Annotated in this window: 17 protein-coding genes and 1 riboswitch; of the genes, 13 read left to right on the top strand and 4 right to left on the bottom strand. The window is 60.0% G+C overall.

The window, feature by feature from the left end; genetic code table 11:
* Positions 1-58: 58 nt before the first annotated feature.
* A complete protein-coding gene (locus tag ACOH1Z_RS09685; RefSeq protein ID WP_449648290.1) occupies positions 59-1,198 on the bottom strand; it encodes a BMP family lipoprotein in 1,140 nt (379 codons plus the stop codon).
* 88 nt (positions 1,199-1,286) lie between these two features.
* On the bottom strand, positions 1,287-2,408 hold the full coding sequence (locus ACOH1Z_RS09690) for a mannose-1-phosphate guanylyltransferase (protein WP_449648291.1): 1,122 nt from the start codon (positions 2,406-2,408) through the stop codon (positions 1,287-1,289).
* A 90-nt stretch (positions 2,409-2,498) separates the two neighbouring features.
* Here ACOH1Z_RS09690 and ACOH1Z_RS09695 point away from each other — a divergent pair, with 90 nt between their 5' ends.
* The 6 genes from ACOH1Z_RS09695 to ACOH1Z_RS09720 all read left to right on the top strand — a co-directional run bounded on the left by ACOH1Z_RS09695 (position 2,499) and on the right by ACOH1Z_RS09720 (position 7,808).
* On the top strand, positions 2,499-3,650 hold the full coding sequence (locus tag ACOH1Z_RS09695) for a glycosyltransferase family 4 protein (protein ID WP_449648292.1): 1,152 nt from the start codon (positions 2,499-2,501) through the stop codon (positions 3,648-3,650).
* A gap of 93 nt (positions 3,651-3,743) precedes the next feature.
* Positions 3,744-4,193: a MerR family transcriptional regulator gene (locus ACOH1Z_RS09700; protein WP_449648293.1), complete on the top strand. Its 450-nt coding sequence runs from the start codon at positions 3,744-3,746 to the stop codon at positions 4,191-4,193.
* 182 nt (positions 4,194-4,375) lie between these two features.
* Complete coding sequence (gene sdhC / locus ACOH1Z_RS09705) at positions 4,376-4,786, top strand: succinate dehydrogenase, cytochrome b556 subunit (protein ID WP_449648508.1); 411 nt, start codon at positions 4,376-4,378, stop codon at positions 4,784-4,786.
* 2 nt (positions 4,787-4,788) lie between these two features.
* Entirely contained in the window at positions 4,789-5,235 is a 447-nt protein-coding gene (locus tag ACOH1Z_RS09710) for a succinate dehydrogenase hydrophobic membrane anchor subunit (RefSeq protein WP_449648294.1), read from the top strand.
* Positions 5,236-7,050, top strand: a complete 1,815-nt coding sequence (gene sdhA, locus ACOH1Z_RS09715; RefSeq protein WP_449648295.1) for a succinate dehydrogenase flavoprotein subunit — start codon at positions 5,236-5,238, stop codon at positions 7,048-7,050. It abuts the gene before it with no gap.
* Positions 7,050-7,808, top strand: a complete 759-nt coding sequence (locus ACOH1Z_RS09720) for a succinate dehydrogenase iron-sulfur subunit (RefSeq protein ID WP_449648296.1) — start codon at positions 7,050-7,052, stop codon at positions 7,806-7,808. The genes sdhA and ACOH1Z_RS09720 overlap by 1 nt, the downstream gene beginning before the upstream one ends.
* A 190-nt stretch (positions 7,809-7,998) precedes the next feature.
* Here the strand turns inward: ACOH1Z_RS09720 and ACOH1Z_RS09725 are convergent, their stop codons facing one another.
* The gene (locus ACOH1Z_RS09725; RefSeq protein ID WP_449648297.1) at positions 7,999-9,609 is read right to left on the bottom strand and encodes a sigma-70 family RNA polymerase sigma factor; all 1,611 of its coding nucleotides are present in this window, start codon (positions 9,607-9,609) and stop codon (positions 7,999-8,001) included.
* Between the two features lie 238 nt (positions 9,610-9,847).
* Here ACOH1Z_RS09725 and ACOH1Z_RS09730 point away from each other — a divergent pair, with 238 nt between their 5' ends.
* Positions 9,848-10,546: a flavodoxin family protein gene (locus ACOH1Z_RS09730; protein ID WP_449648298.1), complete on the top strand. Its 699-nt coding sequence runs from the start codon at positions 9,848-9,850 to the stop codon at positions 10,544-10,546.
* Here ACOH1Z_RS09730 and ptsP read toward each other — a convergent pair.
* Complete coding sequence (gene ptsP / locus ACOH1Z_RS09735) at positions 10,543-12,189, bottom strand: phosphoenolpyruvate--protein phosphotransferase (protein ID WP_449648509.1); 1,647 nt, start codon at positions 12,187-12,189, stop codon at positions 10,543-10,545. The genes ACOH1Z_RS09730 and ptsP overlap by 4 nt on opposite strands.
* 54 nt (positions 12,190-12,243) lie before the next feature.
* On the opposite strand from ptsP, the gene ACOH1Z_RS09740 reads away from it, so the two are divergent.
* The 6 genes from ACOH1Z_RS09740 (at position 12,244) to ribD (ending at position 18,006) form a co-directional block, all read left to right on the top strand.
* Positions 12,244-13,347, top strand: a complete 1,104-nt coding sequence (locus ACOH1Z_RS09740) for a YihY/virulence factor BrkB family protein (RefSeq protein ID WP_449648299.1) — start codon at positions 12,244-12,246, stop codon at positions 13,345-13,347.
* Positions 13,348-13,406: 59 nt separating this feature from the next.
* Positions 13,407-14,267 carry an exodeoxyribonuclease III gene (locus ACOH1Z_RS09745; protein ID WP_449648300.1) on the top strand — a complete coding sequence of 287 codons (861 nt, stop codon included), beginning with the start codon at positions 13,407-13,409 and terminating at the stop codon, positions 14,265-14,267.
* Between the two features lie 12 nt (positions 14,268-14,279).
* The gene (gene trpS / locus ACOH1Z_RS09750; protein WP_449648301.1) at positions 14,280-15,290 is read left to right on the top strand and encodes a tryptophan--tRNA ligase; all 1,011 of its coding nucleotides are present in this window, start codon (positions 14,280-14,282) and stop codon (positions 15,288-15,290) included.
* The gene (locus tag ACOH1Z_RS09755; RefSeq protein WP_449648302.1) at positions 15,290-15,856 is read left to right on the top strand and encodes a GNAT family N-acetyltransferase; all 567 of its coding nucleotides are present in this window, start codon (positions 15,290-15,292) and stop codon (positions 15,854-15,856) included. The genes trpS and ACOH1Z_RS09755 overlap by 1 nt, the downstream gene beginning before the upstream one ends.
* Positions 15,857-15,875: 19 nt before the next feature.
* Positions 15,876-16,631, top strand: a complete 756-nt coding sequence (locus tag ACOH1Z_RS09760; RefSeq protein WP_449648303.1) for an HAD family hydrolase — start codon at positions 15,876-15,878, stop codon at positions 16,629-16,631.
* Between the two features lie 67 nt (positions 16,632-16,698).
* Positions 16,699-16,853, top strand: a riboswitch (FMN riboswitch).
* Between the two features lie 100 nt (positions 16,854-16,953).
* Positions 16,954-18,006 (top strand): bifunctional diaminohydroxyphosphoribosylaminopyrimidine deaminase/5-amino-6-(5-phosphoribosylamino)uracil reductase RibD, encoded by a 1,053-nt coding sequence (gene ribD, locus ACOH1Z_RS09765; protein WP_449648304.1) that lies wholly within the window; start codon positions 16,954-16,956, stop codon positions 18,004-18,006.

Raw genomic sequence — 18,006 nt, forward strand, 5'->3', positions numbered from 1 at the left:
AGACTAGTCCAAAACGAAGGGGGCTGACCCTCAGGCCAGCCCCCTCAGTTCTTTATACCTAGTTGAGGTACGACTTCACGGCGATGTCGCCGGAGATGATGCCGTCCTTTACAGCGACGAGCTCTGCCTCGAGGCCGCCGTCAACCTTGGACTCGAAGTCGTGGAACGGCGCGATGCCAACTCCACCGTTTTCGAGGGTTCCAATGTAGGGAGTGGTGTCAAGCGAACCGCTCGATGCTTCCATTACGACCTCTTCAACAGCAACACTGATCTGCTTGAGGATCGAGGTGAGGAACAAGTCCGCTGCTGCGGTCTCGGTCTCGGTCAGGTCAGCGTCAACACCGATCATGGCGATGTCCTTGCCGGAGTCGCGAATTGCCTCAACTGCGCTCTGGAAGATCGGGCCACCGACGGGAAGCAGAACGTCTGCACCCTGGTCGATCAGGTTCTGTGCTGCTGCACGCGAGTCGGTTCCGGGAGCGAAGCTACCGATGAACGTTCCGTCCTGTGCTGCGACATCCCAACCGCGGACCGTGACTGCTGCACCCTTTTCGGAGTTGTAGTAGTCAACACCCTGTGCTGCGCCATCCATGAAGATCGAAACGGTCGGGAAGTTCATTCCGCCGTAGGTTCCAACAACACCGGTGGTCGAGTAGCTTGCTGCTGCGTATCCTGCGAGGAACGCTGCGCCTGCAGTGTCGAAGAGGATCGGCTTGATGTTGTCTGCGTCGGTCGTGCCGTCGAAGTCGTTGTCAGCGGCGTCATCAACAATTGCGAAGTTGACGTCGGGGTTTGCCAGAGCAAACTCAACGGTTGCAGCGGAAAGGTTGAACCCAACAGTAACGATCAGGTCGCAACCCTCGGCAATGAGGCTCTCGATGTTGGGTGCGTAGTCTGCGTCGCTAGTCGACTCAACAGTGAGGAAGTCAACGCCGAGTTCGTCGGCTGCCTTTTCGATACCTTCATAACCGAGCTGGTTGAACGACTTGTCGTCGAATCCGCCAGAGTCAGAAACCATGCAGGGGAGGAAGTCGAGCGCTTCGCCCGAACCCTCTGCGGACTCTTCCGGTGCTGCTGCGCAACCGGCGAGTACGAGTGCGCTCGTTGCAACGAGCGCCATGCCGCTGAGTGTGCGGCCGTGAGTGCTGATTCTCAAGGTGTCCTCCAAGATGCTGTTCGACAGAAATTGTCGAAACATGATTCACCTACGCTACCGAAGAATCAAGAAAACGAATGTGCGAATATGAGCGCTGAAGCCGAATGGTTACAAATGCGAAATCACATCGTCACAACACATCGTTGCGGCCAGAGATTTTTAGAGCATCCACTACAGATTTGACGCGTTGAGCGTTCGCAGTTGTCGTAACCAGCAAAGCGTCTGGAGTATCGACCACGACAATGTCGTTTACCCCAATTAGGGAAATAAGCCGGTCAGTCTGGCTAATCACTACTCCGGTGGATTTGTCGGCGAGTACGCGAGCATTTTCACCGAGAATCGCGAGGTCAGATTTGCGACCGCCGGAGTGCAATTTAGCGATCGACGCAAAGTCTCCAACGTCGTCCCAATCGAAGTCGCCAGGAACAACAACAAGTCGCCCCTCCGCGGCAGCAGGTTCTGCAACCGTGTAATCGATCGCGATCTTGGCGAGGTGCGGCCACACCCGGTCAACAACAGCGCCGCGAGCTGGGGTATCCCAAGCTTCGGCAAGTTCGGTGAGCCCGACGAGCAACTCTGGCTCGGCTTTGCCCAATTGCTCAAGCAGGACATCGGCACGCGAGATGAACATCCCGGCGTTCCAGAGATAGTCGCCACTGGTCAAATAGGACTCAGCGGTCGCAAAGTCTGGCTTCTCGACGAATGATTCAACAGAGACGGCGCTCGGAGCGCCATCAACATCAATCGCGCCGCTGCAGTGAATGTATCCAAACCCGATTGCCGGTTCGGACGGTGTGATTCCAATTGCCGCAATGTAGCCAGCGTTCGCGACAGCAATAGCTTCGCGCACGCTGCGACGAAATCCGCGGATGTCGCGAATAACGTGATCAGCAGCAAACGACCCGATAACGACGTTGGGGTCGCGCTTGAGCAGTATCGCGGCGGCAAGCCCGATGGCGGCGGAGGAATCTTTCGGTTCACTCTCCAGCACAACGTTGGCGTCGCTCAATTCGGGAAGCTGCTTTTCGACAGCTGCACGATGCGCTCGCCCCGTGACGACCATGATGCGGTCGGGGCCAGATAGCGGTGCGAGTCGATCCCAGGTGTCGCGAAGCAGTGTCTGACCTGACCCGGTGAGATCGTGCAAAAACTTGGGAGCATCTGCCCGCGACAGCGGCCACAGTCGCGATCCGATGCCACCGGCAGGGATCACACTGTAGAAATTGTCGAAAGGTGCCTGAAGTTGGCTCATACATCCACCCTAGACTTCAGCGCCCGTTAACTCGCCCGTTGTTCGCACCTCCTAGCGTGACCAGTACGACAACCGATTGAGGTGCTGAATTTGCGGGTCGCCATTGTTAGCGAAAGTTTTCTTCCCACGGTCAATGGCGTCACCAATAGCGTGAGCAAGGTGCTCGACTACTTGAGCGCCGAGGGCCACGAAGCAATCGTGATTTGTCCCGCGGCAGGCGCCCCCGCCACTTATGCGGGTTTCACCGTTCACTCGGTACCAGCGCTCGCCTACCGCCAATTTCCGGTCGGGCTCCCCAACCCGCAGGTGCACAAACTCATCGCCGACTTTCGGCCGGATGTCGTTCACGCGGCAGCACCTTTTCTCTTAGGGGCGCAGGCAATTGCCTCCGCCAATCGGCTCGGCATTGCCACCGTCGCAATCTTCCAGACGGATGTCGCCGGTTACGCTCGCCGCCATCGCCTCGGTCCGGCAACGAAACTGGCGTGGCGCATCGTGCGCTGGATCCACGATGGTGCTCAACTCACTCTCGCTCCGTCGAGCACCGCTATGGCCGATCTGAAAGCCATCGGGCTGACAAAGCTTGAGAGATGGGGTCGCGGTGTTGACCTCGCGATGTATCACCCTGCAAAGAAACTGACCCCCGAAACGGCAAAGCTGCGCAAGCGGCTCTCTCCCCACGGGGAGGTAGTCGTTGGCTATGTCGGGCGCGTCGCGCCCGAGAAGCAAGTGGAACGGCTGAGAGCGCTTCGCGGTCTCGACGGGGTGCGCGTCGCGATTGTCGGAGACGGTTCATCGGCTCCTCATGTCAAGAAGGAGCTTGCCGGCATCCCGGTCACGTGGCTTGGTCGCTTGGGCGGCGAAGAGCTGGCAACGGCGTATGCGGCCTTCGATGTCTTTGTGCACACGGGCACGGAGGAGACTTTTGGCCAGACGCTTCAGGAAGCGCACTCGGCGGGATTGCCCGTTGTTGCACCCCGCTCCGGGGGGCCTATCGATCTGATTGATCACGGCACGAACGGCTTTCTCTTCGAGGCAGACAACGAAAGTCAGCTGCGGGCGTTCGTTGAGGCATTGGTGATCGACCCTGAGCTGCGCTCCCGTATGGGCGAGGCCGGTCGACGCACAGTGCTTGGCAAGTCGTGGAGCGGTGTCTGTGCGCAGCTCGTCGATTACTACACGGCAACGATTGCCGCTGGAGTTGTTCGCGCCTCTGAGCGGGCTCACGCGCGATCGCGCTGACCATACTCCCTGGCTTCCTCGAACGCCGTGACCTAGAGTGCACTCTAGGCAGAAGGATGGGCTTGGCTCACACTTCGGAGACGACGGGACCTCATGGGCGACACGAAAGAACGCGTACTAACAATCGGTGAGGTTGCTGCAGCAACAGGCGTCACTGACCACACGCTGCGCTATTACGAAAAGGCGGGCATCCTGGTCGTGCCGCGGCTAGCAAACGGACAACGCCGCTACCGCGAGATCGATGTGAAAGCTGTCGAATTCATCAGTCACCTTCGACGAACCGGGATGCCTATCCGCACCATTCGCGAGTATGCCGATCTCGTTCGCAGCCCACAAGACACCTCCGCAGACCGGATGCGGTTGCTCGAACAACATCGAGAGAATGTTGCCCGCGAACTGGCCGAGCAACAGCAACACCTTGCCGGAATCACTCAGAAGATTGAGTGGTATCGAGCATCACTGGCCGTGCGCGATGATGACGAGACAGCCGTCAGCAGTGAAGTATCGAAAGAAACTGCGCGGGAAAAGACTGTAGCCCGTTAACTTTCCGAGAATTCACGAAATCATCCCGGATTTGCGGCTATTTAGCGTGAGGTGGGAAGCAAGGCGCTCCGCGCAGGAATAGACTGGGTAGGTCCGCCTGTGCGGACACTCATCGGTCGCGGTGGACGCGACCCCACACCGCAAGGAGGGTCCTCGTGCCAGAGAAGTCGGCGAGCAACCTAGTGGCGGAGCCGCAGTCTCCCCCGAAGATCCGCTCACCCAAAAGACCTGCCGGCACCCTGTACCGGGGCAACGAGGGCATGTGGTCGTGGGTGCTTCACCGCATTACCGGTGTCGCCATCTACTTCTTCCTTCTTGTTCACATTCTTGACACCGCACTTGTTCGCGTGAGTCCAGAGGCCTACAACGCCGTTATTTCGACCTACAAGACTCCGTTGATGGGTCTTGGAGAGATCGCTCTGGTTGCGGCAATTGCCTTCCACGCCTTTAACGGCCTGCGCATCATCCTGATCGACTTCTGGGCATTCGGCGCGAAACACCAACGCGCAATGTTCTGGGTGGTCATCGGACTCTGGCTTGTTCTGCTCGCCGGATTCATTCCCCGCCAGCTAATGCACGTCTTCGGAGGTTGAGCATGAGTCTCATCGAAGCCCCCCGCACCCCCACCCGTGGCCGCCGCACTGGCGGAGTCAACTGGGAAAAATGGGGATGGATCTACATGCGCGCCTCTGGCGTAGTGCTCATCGTTCTCATCTTCGGCCACCTCTTCGTCAACCTTGTTGCCGGCGAAGGCGTCAAGGCAATTGACTTCGCGTTTGTCGGCGGAAAGCTCTCCGACCCGTTCTGGGCAGTCTGGGATGGCCTCATGCTGTGGCTCGCTTTGATCCACGGCGGTAACGGGATGCGCACGCTCGTCAACGACTACGCAACCAACCCCAAGGTGCGAAAAGTTCTACTGATTGGAATCGCCGCATCCACGGCGATCCTGATCCTTTTGGGAACCCTGGTGATTACCACCTTCGATCCCTGCCCCGCCGGAGCTGACCCAGCTCTGTTAGCCAGCATCTGTGAGGGACGCTAATTGTCTACGATTAATACTGGCGATATCGCCGACGGAACCATCATCGATGGAGTCCATTACCACCAATTCGACATTGTGATCGTTGGCGCCGGCGGCGCTGGCATGCGTGCCGCTATTGAAGCCGGCCCGCACGCCAAGACTGCGGTCATCTCCAAGCTCTACCCCACGCGTTCGCACACCGGTGCAGCGCAGGGTGGCATGGCAGCGGCCCTTGCCAATGTTGAAGAAGACAACTGGGAATGGCACACCTACGACACCGTCAAGGGTGGCGACTACCTCGTTGACCAAGACGCAGCCGAAATCCTCGCCAAAGAGGCAATCGACGCCGTGGTCGACCTTGAAAATATGGGTCTTCCGTTCAACCGCACCGCCGACGGCAAGATTGATCAGCGTCGCTTCGGTGGTCACACTCGCGAGCACGGCAAGGCCCCTGTACGCCGTGCCTGCTACGCCGCTGACCGCACTGGTCACATGATTCTTCAGACTCTGTACCAAAACTGCGTCAAACTCGGCATCAACTTCTTCAACGAGTTCTACGTACTCGACCTCATCATGACCGAGGTCGACGGCGTTGAAGAGCCCGCTGGCGTCGTTGCCTACGAACTCGCCACCGGTGACCTCCACGTGTTCCAGTCGAAGGCCACCATCTTTGCTACTGGCGGATTCGGCAAGATTTTCAAGACCACATCCAATGCTCACACCCTCACCGGTGACGGCGTCGGGATCATCTGGCGCAAGGGCCTGCCTCTCGAAGACATGGAGTTCTTCCAGTTCCACCCCACCGGGTTGGCTGGTCTCGGCATCCTGCTCTCCGAAGCTGCACGTGGAGAGGGCGCTATCCTGCGCAACTCCGAGGGTGAGCGCTTCATGGAGCGCTACACGCCGACGCTCAAGGACCTCGCTCCGCGTGACATCGTTGCGCGTTCGATGGCCACCGAGATTCGCGAAGGTCGTGGAGCTGGTCCAGACAAGGACTACCTGTTCCTCGACATCACGCACCTCGAGCCCGCCGTCATTGACGAAAAGCTGCCAGACATCACCGAGTTCGCTCGCACCTACCTCGGTGTTGAGCCCTACACCGAGCCCGTTCCTGTGCTGCCGACCGCGCACTACGCCATGGGTGGCATCCCGACCAACGTTCAGGCCGAAGTGCTTCGCAACAACACGGATGTCGTCAAGGGCCTCTACGCCGCCGGCGAGTGTGCGTGTGTTTCCGTTCACGGCTCCAACCGTCTGGGCACTAATTCGCTGCTCGATATCAACGTCTTCGGAAAGCGGGCCGGAAAGGCCGCCGTCGAATACGTGAAGACTGCCGAGTTTGTGCCGCTGCCCGAGAATCCTGCCGGCGGCGTTAAGGACATCCTCGACATGGTTCGGGCTGGTGATGGCACCGAGCGTATTGCCACGATCCGTAAAGAGTTGCAGGTCTCGATGGACCGCAACGCCCAGATTTTCCGCACCGATGAGAGCCTCGCTGAGGTCACCACGCTCATCCAGAACCTGCGTGCTCGTTACCGAAACATCCAACTTCACGACAAGGGCAAGCGGTTCAACACCGACCTGCTCGAAGCCGTAGAACTTGGCTTCCTGCTTGACCTCGCCGAAGTACTCGTATTCTCGGCTCGTTCACGCAAGGAAAGCCGTGGCGGCCACATGCGTGAGGACTATCCCAACCGTGATGACGAGAATTTCCTCGTGCACACGATGGCGTACCTCACGGGCGACCCAGAATCAGAAGAGGCGGGTGACCACATCCGACTTGATTGGAAGCCAGTAGTGATCACCAACTACCCGCCGATGGAGAGAAAGTACTAATGAGCACTGCCGTCGCTGACAAAAAGCCTGCCGCACCACAGGCCATTCCTACCCTGAACATAACGCTGCGCGTCCGTCGATTTGACCCGGAAATTGACGACGAGCCGCGCTGGGAAGACTTTGCTTTGGAGGTCCTCGCGACCGACAGGATTTTGGACGCTCTGCACAAGATCAAGTGGGAGATGGATGGCTCGCTGACGTTCCGTCGCTCGTGCGCTCACGGGGTATGTGGTTCTGATGCAATGCGCATCAACAGCCGCAATCGCCTGGCGTGCAAGACGCTGATCAAAGATCTCGACATCTCGAAGCCGATCACCGTTGAAGCCATCAAGGGTCTCCCGCTGGAGAAAGACTTGATCGTCGACATGGAGCCGTTCTTTGACTCCTTCAAGGAGGTCAACCCCTTCTTGATGGCTGGCCCTGTCAAGGGTGGCAAAGAGCGCAAGCAGAGCCCGGTGGAGCGCGCACGTTTCGATGACACCACTAAGTGCATCCTGTGTGCTGCGTGCACGTCGAGCTGCCCCGTGTTCTGGACTGATGGACAGTACTTCGGTCCTGCCGCCATCGTGAATGCCCACCGCTTTATTTTCGACTCTCGCGATGAGGGTTCGCAGGTTCGCCTCGACATCCTCAACGACAAAGAGGGCGTGTGGCGTTGCCGCACTACCTTCAACTGCACCGACGCCTGCCCCCGCGGCATCCAAGTCACTCAGGCGATTGCTGAAGTGAAGCAGGCCATCATCAAGGGACGACCGTAGCGGCGTTCCCTGTACGACTTGAGATCGGCCCTGTTGCTACCGCGGTAGCCACAGGGCCGATGTCGCTTAACGTGCGTCACCCACGGCGCACGACTAGGCAGAAGCCTCAGGAGGCTCACTATAGAGACTGGGTTGAGCCCGAACTATGACGCCATTCCTGAAACTGTTTTGGGGAACTGAAAAGCAGTCTCTAATTCAGCAAGTGGATGGTGATGCCCTGGTTGGCTCCGCTCGAAAGGCTCAGGGGCTTGATGAGGTCATTGATGAGACCATCGAGACTCCCAAGAATGCCACCCAGCAGTCCTCCACCACCGACAATTCCCGCAAGGTAATTGCGGTCAACAGTTTGCACGAGGTCGAGCGACGCGAGCCCTCCAGGAACCCCGGTGACTGTGAGAACGAACGTCCCGTTGCTTGAAACCGTCGTGGTCGCATAGACAATGCCTGCCCCCTGCAACGAGAGATGTGCTCCCGGGGTCGCGGTTCCTGCAAGGTTCAGGTCGATGTCGGCGCCGACCACCCCGCCGGGTGCCGTGTGCCCTTCCGGCGCTGCTCCCCCGCTAATACTGCCGACAACAGAGTCGACGAGAATGCCAATCGCATTGCCAACACCGCCAACGACTCCCCCGAGACCTCCGGTCGAATTTGCGCTATCCCCGGTTCCAGCCTCCATCGACGGCACAGTCGGAATGACCAGGTTTCCGGGAGCTGAACGACCGGCGCCTAGATCGTCATTCACCGGCGAAATTGACGCGCTAACTTCGCCCTGAGTGTCAGACGACTGCGTAGTCGGTGCTGCAATCGAAGGAGCATCATCGCGAGGTCCCATCACAACGAGAGAGCCGGTGAGGGCAACGGCAGCGGCAAGTGAACCGGCAAGAGCTACCGGCAGCGCTCCGACGGTTGCCCCACTCGCGGCCGTCCCCGCTGTGACACCAGCAAAGTGGGTTCCACCGAGCACCGCTGCCGGCATTGCTGGCGCGGCTGCCGCTGTGAGAGAGACTGCCCCGGACTGCGCGAACGCACTTAAGAAACCACCACCGGCAACGCCACCGAGCAGCAACGGAATCATGACGAGTGCGAGGCGTGACCCAACCTCGTCAATTTCCTCACAGACAATCGCACAGCGCGCGCAGGACTCGAGATGAGAATTCACTCGACGCGAATCCCGCTCGCTCAGACTCTGACGGGCATGCTCACCAAATTTGGACATCGCCCACTGGCATTCACCGGATGCCGAAGCATCGTTGATGTGAGCCTGCAACCGCGCCTTGCGAAGACCCTCACGTGCGCGATACGACAGCGCTGCGACGCCATTGGCGCTCATGCCAAGAATAGGTGCAACCTCGTGAGGGTCCATCCCTTCTACCTCGGTGTACCACAGCACTGATTGCCAACGCTCGGGGAGTCCACGAAATGCCTGCGCGGTGAGCGTGCGGTCGAGCGCGAGAGTAACGGGGTCATCGATAGTGCTTGGGTCTTCATAGTCGGCGATCTCATCCACTTGCACTTCACGTGAAGCTGCCCCCCATGTTGAGGCGAGATTGCGGATGGTCGTATACAAGTAGGGGCGAAAGGCTCCCCGGGGGCCGCCGCCCGCCAGCACACGCTGGTAAATACGCGCGAACGCCTCAGACACGAGATCGTCCGCGTCTATCGACGTGTACTGACGAGCGACACAGATACCCGAGCGGTAGTGGCGACTCCACAGCTCGGCGAAAGCGTTTTGTACCCCCGTACGTGCTTGCGCCAGCAGCTGTTCGTCCGAAGTGGTTAATTTCAGAGCCACGATTCCGCTCATCCCCCTGATCCATTTTTGGGCCTCTCTGTTTCCCTGCGGAACGAAGGCGGTGGAGATTTTTGCCTTCATATTTAGAGAGACGGAGAAACTCCTGTTTTATGACGCAGACTATCCAGATTGGTGAAAAATCTGTGCCCCCATTTGGGGGCTACAGGTCATTCTGGCCCTAACGTTTCCCCCACTTAGCAATGCTCACGTTACCTGTTCACGTTCAGACCCGGCGCGTAATCTAGACCACATGACGACACTTACAGCGCTGTATATCAACACGACACTCAAGCGTTCCCCCGAGCTGAGCCACACAGACGGGCTCATCGAGCGGAGCCGCCGAGTCATGGAAAATTCGGGTGTTTCGACGGAAGTTATTCGCGCGGTCGACCACAAAATTGCCCCCGGCGTGTACCCCGATATGCGCGATCATGGATGGGATGTTGATGCTTGGCCCGAGCTCTGGCCGCGCGTGGAGAGAGCAAATATTCTCATTCTGGCTGGACCAATTTGGCTTGGCGACCAGTCATCAGAGTCGCGAAAAATCATCGAAAGGCTCTACGCCCACAGCGGCGAGACCAACGACAAAGGCCAATATGTGTTCTACGGCAAAGTCGGCGGGGCGCTAGTCACCGGAAACGAAGACGGCGTCAAGCACATCTCCTCCAACATTCTGTACAGCCTTCAGCACATCGGCTACACAATTCCGCCGCAGGCTGACGCTGGGTGGATCGGCGAGGTCGGACCAGGACCCAGTTACCTCGATGAGGGATCTGGCGGTCCAGAGAACGACTTCACTAACCGCAACACCACATTCATGGCGCACAACCTCATTCACCTAGCCACGATGTTGAACGCCAACGGCGGAATTCCGGCCGAAGGAAACGTGCCCGCCGAGTGGAAAGACGGCAAGCGGTTCGGTTTTGACGCGAACCCTGAGTACCGCTAGCTAGCGTTCGCAGCGGCTTCGCGAGCGGTTGGCCCCGTCGTCGCGTTGATCGCTGCTTCTGCTCGCACCTTGGCCTGCTCAAGCGTTACCGTTTTGAGCTCGGCACGCACGTCGGCGAGCGCCGCAGGGGTCATAGAAAGACTGGTCACTCCAAGACCGACAAGCACGACGGCGAGCTGCGGATCTGCTGCGGCTTCACCACACACACCGACCGGCTTACCGGCGGCCGCACCAGCAGCACCGATCATCTTCACGAGACGAAGCACTGCAGGATGCCACGGGTCCTGGAATTTGGCCAGGGTGCCAAGCATCCGGTCTGCTGCCAGCGTGTACTGGGTGAGGTCGTTAGAGCCGATCGAGACGAAGTCACTGCGTTCGGCGATCTGATCGGCGAGCACGGCGAGCGACGGCACCTCCGCCATCACACCGACGGTGTTGAGGCCGAGTTCGCGACCCAGGGAGACAAAGTATTCGGTCTCTTCGGCATCCGACACCATCGGGGCCATGACCCAGAGGTCGGCGTCGGTAGCATTCTGAGCGTTGACGAGTGCCGTGAGTTGGTCGCGCAGGATGTTCTCGTTAACGCGCAGAGAGCGCAGTCCGCGCTGCCCGAGGGCGGGGTTTGCTTCTTCGCCCATGTCCATGAAGCTGAGCGGCTTGTCTGCGCCAGCATCGAGGGCACGCACGACAACCTTTTTGCCGGGAAAGTGCTTCAGCATCTCTGTGTACTCTGCGGTCTGCTCTTCGACGGTCGGTGCGCTCGTGGCATCGAGGAACATCAGTTCGGTGCGGAACAGTCCGACACCTTCAGCGCCGAGCTCAACGGCTTGAGCAGCCTCGGACGGTGTACCGAGGTTTGCAAGAAGAGGCACCATGGTGCCGTCGGCGAGCTCACCGTCAGTAATGGGGGCGCTAGCTGCGGCGGCGAGCTCAGCAATGCGGGCTTCGGCGGCGGACTGCTGGTCAGCGGTCGGTTCCGTCGTGATGGTACCGGTACCGGCATCCACGATCACCAGAGTGTCGTCAGCAAGATCGAGAGCTTCAGCAACGCCCATAATCGCGGGGATAGCTTTAGAGCGCGCAAGGATCGCAGTGTGGCTGGTTGGGCCACCCTGACGCGTAACGAGGGCGAGAACCTTGTCGAGTTCAAGAAGAGCAGTGTCCGCTGGGGCAAGGTCGTCAGCAACGAGCACAAAAGGCTCATCGCGCTGAGGAACACCGGGGGCTTCGACACCACGGAGGCGGGCAACAACGCGCTGGCTGACATCACTGAGGTCGGTTGCGCGCTCAGCCATCATGCCGCCGAGAGAAATCAACATCTCGCGAAACTGGCCGAACGCTTCAAAGACAGCGCGTTCAGCGGTCTTGCCACCATCGATGATGTCGTTGACGCTATCGAGAATGGAGGGGTCTTCAGCCATGAGCGCTGTTGCCGTGAGCACTTCGTTTGCCTCGGCATCCGCCTTTTCGGCGCGCGCACGAAGATCTGCTGCCACAAACGTCAACGCTGAGGCCGCGGATTCTTTCTCTGCTGCGGCATCGCCAGAGTGGCGTGCATCTTTCGGTTCAGGAAGCGGGTCGGGCATACGCACGACTTTCCCGATGGCTACCGATCGTCCAACTCCAACACCCTGAAGCTCCATATGATCTGACCTCTCCTCTGAGTTACGCACAGACAGCCTAGCTATTCTTGAGGGATGCAGCTTGCGCAACGACTGAAACCAGCCATTGAGTGGGTACTGGCCCTCCGCCCGGTGCGAGTTTTTTTGCACTACACCGAGAAGCTTGGCCCGCTATTGTCTTTCGGGCTCTCGTACCAGGCAATCTTTGCTGTATTCGCTGCTCTCTGGGTGGGGTTTGCGGTCGCCGGCTTTATTGTGCAGGGCGATCCAATACTGCTCAATGCGGTCTATAACTTCATTTCTACGAACATTCCGGGCCTCATCGGTGACGGAAGCGGCAACGGTGCAATCACCCGAGAGACCCTTGCTGACACTCAAATACTGGGTATCACTGGAGCGATCGCGGCTGGAGGTTTAGCCTTCACCGCTCTGGGCTGGATCGCATCGGGTCGCAGCGCGATCCGCACAATGTTCGGGCTTGAGAGCTCACAAACAAATTTCTTGCTTCTGAAATTGAAGGATGCCGGGCTCGCGATCGGCTTTGGGCTTGCGATTGTGGCCTCCGCAGCAGCGTCAATCGCCAGCTCGGCCGCGCTGAACTGGCTACTCGGGCTTCTCTCGATCAACGAAAATTCGATTGCTTCACGAGCGGGGGCGCAAATCATTGCCCTTGTCATTGTTCTCGTTCTCGATACGGCAACGCTCGGAATCTTCTACCGTGTGATCTCGGGAATCAAGATTCCTTTCCGGATGCTCGCTCAGGGAACGATCATCGCGGCGCTCGCGCTCGGCGCCCTCAAGTTCGGAGGAGGCTTCCTTCTCGAGGGGGCAACCCGCAACCCACTTCTCGCATCTTTCGCGGTAATCATCGGTCTGCTGATCTGGTTCAACTTGATTTGTCAGATCATCCTGATCGGGTCTGCGTGGATTGCCGTCGGTGCCGACGATGCCGAACTTGACCTCAGCGGTGAAAAGCGCGATGAGGATGCTCCGCGGGCGGTTACCGCGACTAAAGCGACCGATGACGCTCAAGCGAAGAAGGCCGAACGGCAGGCTATTCGCGAGGCTAGTCGCGAGGCTAAGAACACCCCAGAGGATCGCAGCGATAGTGATCGAGCGAGTGAAGTGAAGTTCAAGCGCACTTTCACACGGATGATGAAACGCAACAAGCGCAAGTGACGCGAATTGCTCGAGGGCGCGAGCAGCACACGGTCAGTGCGCGTCGGTAGTCTTGAGGCATGGCAACACGTCTTCGCATCGCATCAGTCAACGTCAATGGTGTTCGCGCCGCTTACCGCAAGGGCATGGGCGACTGGTTGGATGCCCGTGACATCGACATTCTGGCGCTTCAAGAGGTTCGTGCCGCCGACGCCGACATCGAAGGGTTGCTCGGCGATGGCTGGAACATCCTGCACGACGCCGCGACCGCCAAGGGGCGCGCGGGAGTCGCGCTGGCCTCACGCAAGGGTTCTGCGGCATCCGCCCCTCTTGCTCACCGCGTAGCGCTCGGCGCCGACGACTTCGACAGCGCTGGCCGCTGGCTCGAAGCTGACTTCGACGTCAACGGTAAGACCGTCACCGTCGTCAGCACCTACGTTCACTCGGGCGTTGTCGATACCCCGAAGCAGGTCGAGAAGTACAAGTTCTTAGAGGCCATGCTCGTGCGCCTGCCCGAGCTTGCCGCCCACAGCGACCACGCCCTCATCGTCGGCGACCTCAACGTGGGTCACCGCGAACTCGACATCAAGAACTGGCGCGGCAACCGCAAGAAGGCCGGCTTCTTGCTCGAGGAGCGCGCCTACTTCGACCGCTTCTTCGGCGCCGCTGGCGAGACCATTGAGTGCGTTGATGGCACGACCGCGCCCGGCCTCGGTTGGGTAGATGTCGGCCGCCAATTCGCTGGAGAAGTGGACGGCCCGTACTCCTGGTGGTCGCAGCGCGGCCAAGCTTTCGACACCGACACCGGTTGGCGTATCGACTACCACGTCGCCACCCCCGCGCTTGCAGCCACCGTTGCGGATTACCGCATCGACAAGGCCGGCGCCTGGGATGAGCGCTGGAGCGATCACGCTCCCGTCGTTGTTGACTATTCGATCTGAAAGAATTAGCCCATGAGCACCACACCTCGCCTGTTTTCAGGCATGCAGCCGTCTGCCGATTCGCTCCACGTGGGCAACTACATTGGCGCGCTCATGCAGTGGCGCGAGATGCAGCAGAACTACGACGCAGTCTTCTGCGTTGTCGACATGCACGCCATCACCGTTCCGCAGGAGCCCGAGCTGCTGCGCGCCCAAACTCGTCGCACCGCCGCGCAGTACATTGCCGGTGGCATCGACCCCGAGCACTCGGTGCTCTTCGTTCAGTCGCAGGTTCCGGCGCACGCCGAGCTTGCCTGGGTGCTGAACACCATCACCGGCTTCGGTGAGGCTTCGCGCATGACCCAGTTCAAAGACAAGTCAGCAAAGCAGGGATCGGATGCCGCCTCCGTTGGCCTCTTCACCTACCCCGTGCTCATGGCCGCCGACATCCTGCTCTACGACACCGCCATTGTGCCGGTGGGCGAAGATCAGCGTCAGCACATCGAGCTCACGCGTGACCTCGCCACCCGCTTCAATTCGCGGTTCGGCGACACCTTCGTGATGCCCGAGCCTCAGATTCAGAAGGCCACGGCCAAGATTTACGACCTGCAGAACCCCGAGTCGAAGATGAGCAAATCGGCGACGACGGATGCTGGCGTGCTGTGGTTACTCGACGAGCCCTCCAAGACGGCCAAGAAAATCAAATCTGCCGTGACGGATGCGGACCGCGAGATTCGGTTCGACCGCGGGGCAAAGCCGGGCGTCTCGAATCTGCTCACTCTGCACTCCACGTTTAGCGGCACATCCATTGCCGACCTCGAAGCGCAGTTCGAGGGCAAGGGTTATGGCGACCTCAAGAAGGAAGTTGCCGAGGTTGTGACAGCTGAATTCGCCCCCGTGCGCGAGCGCACCCTTGAGCTACTGAATGACCCTGCCGAGCTCGACCGCATGCTCAGCAAAAACGCTGAACGTGCTAACGAAATGGCCCAAAAGACGCTTGACCGCGTCTACGACAGAATCGGCTTCCTGCCGCGGGTGCGCTAATGCAAACTTTTACTCTCACGAGCGAACGCCTCACTCTCGACGCCCTCACCGGTGAAGATGCTGAGCTTATGACCGCCTACTGCCAAGACCCAATCTTTGAGCACACGCTCACGATCCCCTGGCCCTACGTGAAGTCGGATGCCGAATTCTTCATCAACAACCTGGTGGCACAGTGGTGGGAAGATGACGACGAATACACTTGGGCGATCCGCGAAACCGGCAAGCCTGAACTGCTCGGCGTCATCAGCTTTCGCCTCTACAACGACACCATCGGCTACTGGATGGGCGAACCGCACCGCGGCCAAGGCTTCATGAAAGAAGCTGTCGCTGAGGTCTGCCGCTGGGTCTTCTCGACCGGCCGCCCCGAAGTGCGCTGGGAAGCCCTCGTCGGCAACAAAGCCTCCGCTGCCATCGCAAAGAGCCTCGGCTTCATCTACACCGGCATCGAACCTGCCTCGAGCGAATACCGTGGCGGAACACACCCACCGTCGTGGTGGGCAACCCTCACCGCACCGGATGAGAACCCCACGTATGAGGTCGAATCCGGCCAGCCGTGGCCGGTCTAGCTCTGACTTCGGTCGCTGTATGAGCATCACCGTCGCCCTCTTTGACCTTGACGACACCCTGTTTGCCCACCGGGCATCCGTCGATCTCGGCATTCGTAACCACCGTCGCTCACTCGGCGCTGCGTTCGCTGCGGGGCCGACCAGCGACGGCAGCGTCGTGTGGCCTGACGACGCGGCTGAGAGTGTGCGCTGGACCGCGCTCGAAGAACACCACTACCACCGCTACCTCGGCGGCGAACTGACCTTCGAAGGGCAACGGCAAGCTCGCGCCCGCGGCTTCGTCGAGCCCTACGGCGTGACCCTCACCGATGCCGAATCCAGCCTCTGGTTCGACACCTACTTCGAGGCGTACCGCGCAGCGTGGCACCTGCACGATGATGCTCTGGCCTGCCTCGACGCACTCGAGGCCCGCTCCCCCGCTACCCGCCTCGGCATCATCACCAACGGTGAACTCGACTTTCAAACGCGCAAAGTAGAGACGGTCGACATAGCCCACCGCATCGAACACCTCGTCGCCAGCGGCGAATTCGGGCACACCAAACCTGACCCGCGCATCTTTCACCACGCCTGCGGACTCTTCAACGTCGAACCCGCCAGCGCCGTCTACATCGGCGACCGGCTAGCCACGGATGCGCTGGGAGCCGCGAACGCCGGACTCACCGGAGTGTGGCTCGACCGCGAGCGCAGCGCAACCACCGACCAGCTCGACGAAGCTCGGGCGGGCGGCGTCAGCGTCATCCACTCGCTTGATGAGTTGGCCGGGCTGCTCGACTGACGTTGCGTCGTCACATTTCGTGGGAATACTTTCTGCCCAGCCGCGTTGAGTAGACTAAGCAAAGCAAAACGTGCTCCGGGGCTCGGTGAGAATCCGAACCGGCGGTTATAGTCCGCGACCCGCGCCGAAGTGAGAACTTCGAAACGGTTGACCTGGTGAAACTCCGGGACCGACGGTAATGAAGTCGCAAGATTTCTCAGTCCGGATAAGAGGAAGCACGAGCCGAACCATCTGTGGTGCCCGAAATTTGGGAGCCCAGAATGGGTCGGCGGGTTTTTCGAACCCACTTTCCCGGAGCGCGTCCAACGAGACGAGAGCCCGGATGAGCACACCAGAGCAGCAGGCACAGCTGGAGAAGCTGATGCGCCATGCGCTGTCGTTGGCGAGCCACGGGCCGATCACCGGCGGCAACCCCCAAGTCGGTTGTGTTCTTGTCGATGCTGCCGGCGAGATCGTGGCCGAAGGCTGGCACCGCGGTGCTGGCACTCCCCACGCCGAAGTGGATGCTCTCGCCAAGCTGAGCGCTTCTACACGCAACGGCAACGCTGCGGGCCTCACCGCCATCGTCACTCTCGAGCCCTGCAACCACCACGGCCGCACCGGTCCCTGCGCTCAAGCCCTCCTCGATGCTGGCGTGAGCCGCGTTGTGTATGCGGTGTCAGATCCTGGGCCGCATTCCGCTGGCGGTGCCGAACGGATCCGCAACGGTGGCGTCGAAGTGATCGCCGGTGTCGCCCAGGCCGAGGCCGAAGAGTTTCTGCACTCGTGGCTGACTGCTGCGCGGCTGCAGCGTCCGCATGTGACCGTGAAGTGGGCATCCACCCTCGACGGCCGTGCTGCGGCCGCCGACGGCACGAGCCAGTGGATCACCGGCACCGCCGCCCGCCAGCACGTGCACGAGCAACGGGCGCGCGCCGATGCAATCGTCGTGGGTACGGGCACAGTACTCGCCGATGACCCGAGCCTGACCGCGCGGGGCGACGCCGGCGAACTGCTCGAGTCGCAACCGCAGCCGGTGGTACTCGGTCGGCGCGAGATTCCGGCGGATGCACAGCTGCGCCAGCACCCCGCAAAACTGCGTCAATTTGACGGGCGCGACCTCAACGCCGGACTGAGCGAACTGTTTGAGGCGGGCATCCGTCGTGTCTTCGTTGAAGGTGGCCCGACTGTCGCGAGCGCTTTCATCGCTGCGGGGCTTGCGGATGAACTGCTCATCTACCTGGCCCCGAAACTGTTGGGCGGCCCCAAGGTGGCGCTCGGCGAGCTCGGGGTATCGACCATGGCTGAGGCGAAAGACCTCAGCATCACTGAACTTCGCCCGCTGGGCAATGACGTGCTGATTGTCGCCCGCCCGGCGGCAGAGACAGGAGCGTAA

Source organism: Rhodoglobus sp., assembly GCF_053580035.1.

Coding starts and splice junctions, on each gene's coding strand:
- ribD (WP_449648304.1), top strand. CDS start 16,954: ATGAGCACACCAGAGCAGCAGGCACAGCTGGAGAAGCTGATGCGCCAT.
- ptsP (WP_449648509.1), bottom strand. CDS start 12,189: ATGGAGCTTCAGGGTGTTGGAGTTGGACGATCGGTAGCCATCGGGAAA.
- ACOH1Z_RS09755 (WP_449648302.1), top strand. CDS start 15,290: ATGCAAACTTTTACTCTCACGAGCGAACGCCTCACTCTCGACGCCCTC.
- ACOH1Z_RS09725 (WP_449648297.1), bottom strand. CDS start 9,609: ATGAGCGGAATCGTGGCTCTGAAATTAACCACTTCGGACGAACAGCTG.
- ACOH1Z_RS09690 (WP_449648291.1), bottom strand. CDS start 2,408: ATGAGCCAACTTCAGGCACCTTTCGACAATTTCTACAGTGTGATCCCT.
- ACOH1Z_RS09730 (WP_449648298.1), top strand. CDS start 9,848: ATGACGACACTTACAGCGCTGTATATCAACACGACACTCAAGCGTTCC.
- ACOH1Z_RS09700 (WP_449648293.1), top strand. CDS start 3,744: ATGGGCGACACGAAAGAACGCGTACTAACAATCGGTGAGGTTGCTGCA.
- ACOH1Z_RS09710 (WP_449648294.1), top strand. CDS start 4,789: ATGAGTCTCATCGAAGCCCCCCGCACCCCCACCCGTGGCCGCCGCACT.
- ACOH1Z_RS09745 (WP_449648300.1), top strand. CDS start 13,407: ATGGCAACACGTCTTCGCATCGCATCAGTCAACGTCAATGGTGTTCGC.
- trpS (WP_449648301.1), top strand. CDS start 14,280: ATGAGCACCACACCTCGCCTGTTTTCAGGCATGCAGCCGTCTGCCGAT.
- ACOH1Z_RS09740 (WP_449648299.1), top strand. CDS start 12,244: ATGCAGCTTGCGCAACGACTGAAACCAGCCATTGAGTGGGTACTGGCC.
- ACOH1Z_RS09720 (WP_449648296.1), top strand. CDS start 7,050: ATGAGCACTGCCGTCGCTGACAAAAAGCCTGCCGCACCACAGGCCATT.
- ACOH1Z_RS09760 (WP_449648303.1), top strand. CDS start 15,876: ATGAGCATCACCGTCGCCCTCTTTGACCTTGACGACACCCTGTTTGCC.
- ACOH1Z_RS09685 (WP_449648290.1), bottom strand. CDS start 1,198: ATGTTTCGACAATTTCTGTCGAACAGCATCTTGGAGGACACCTTGAGA.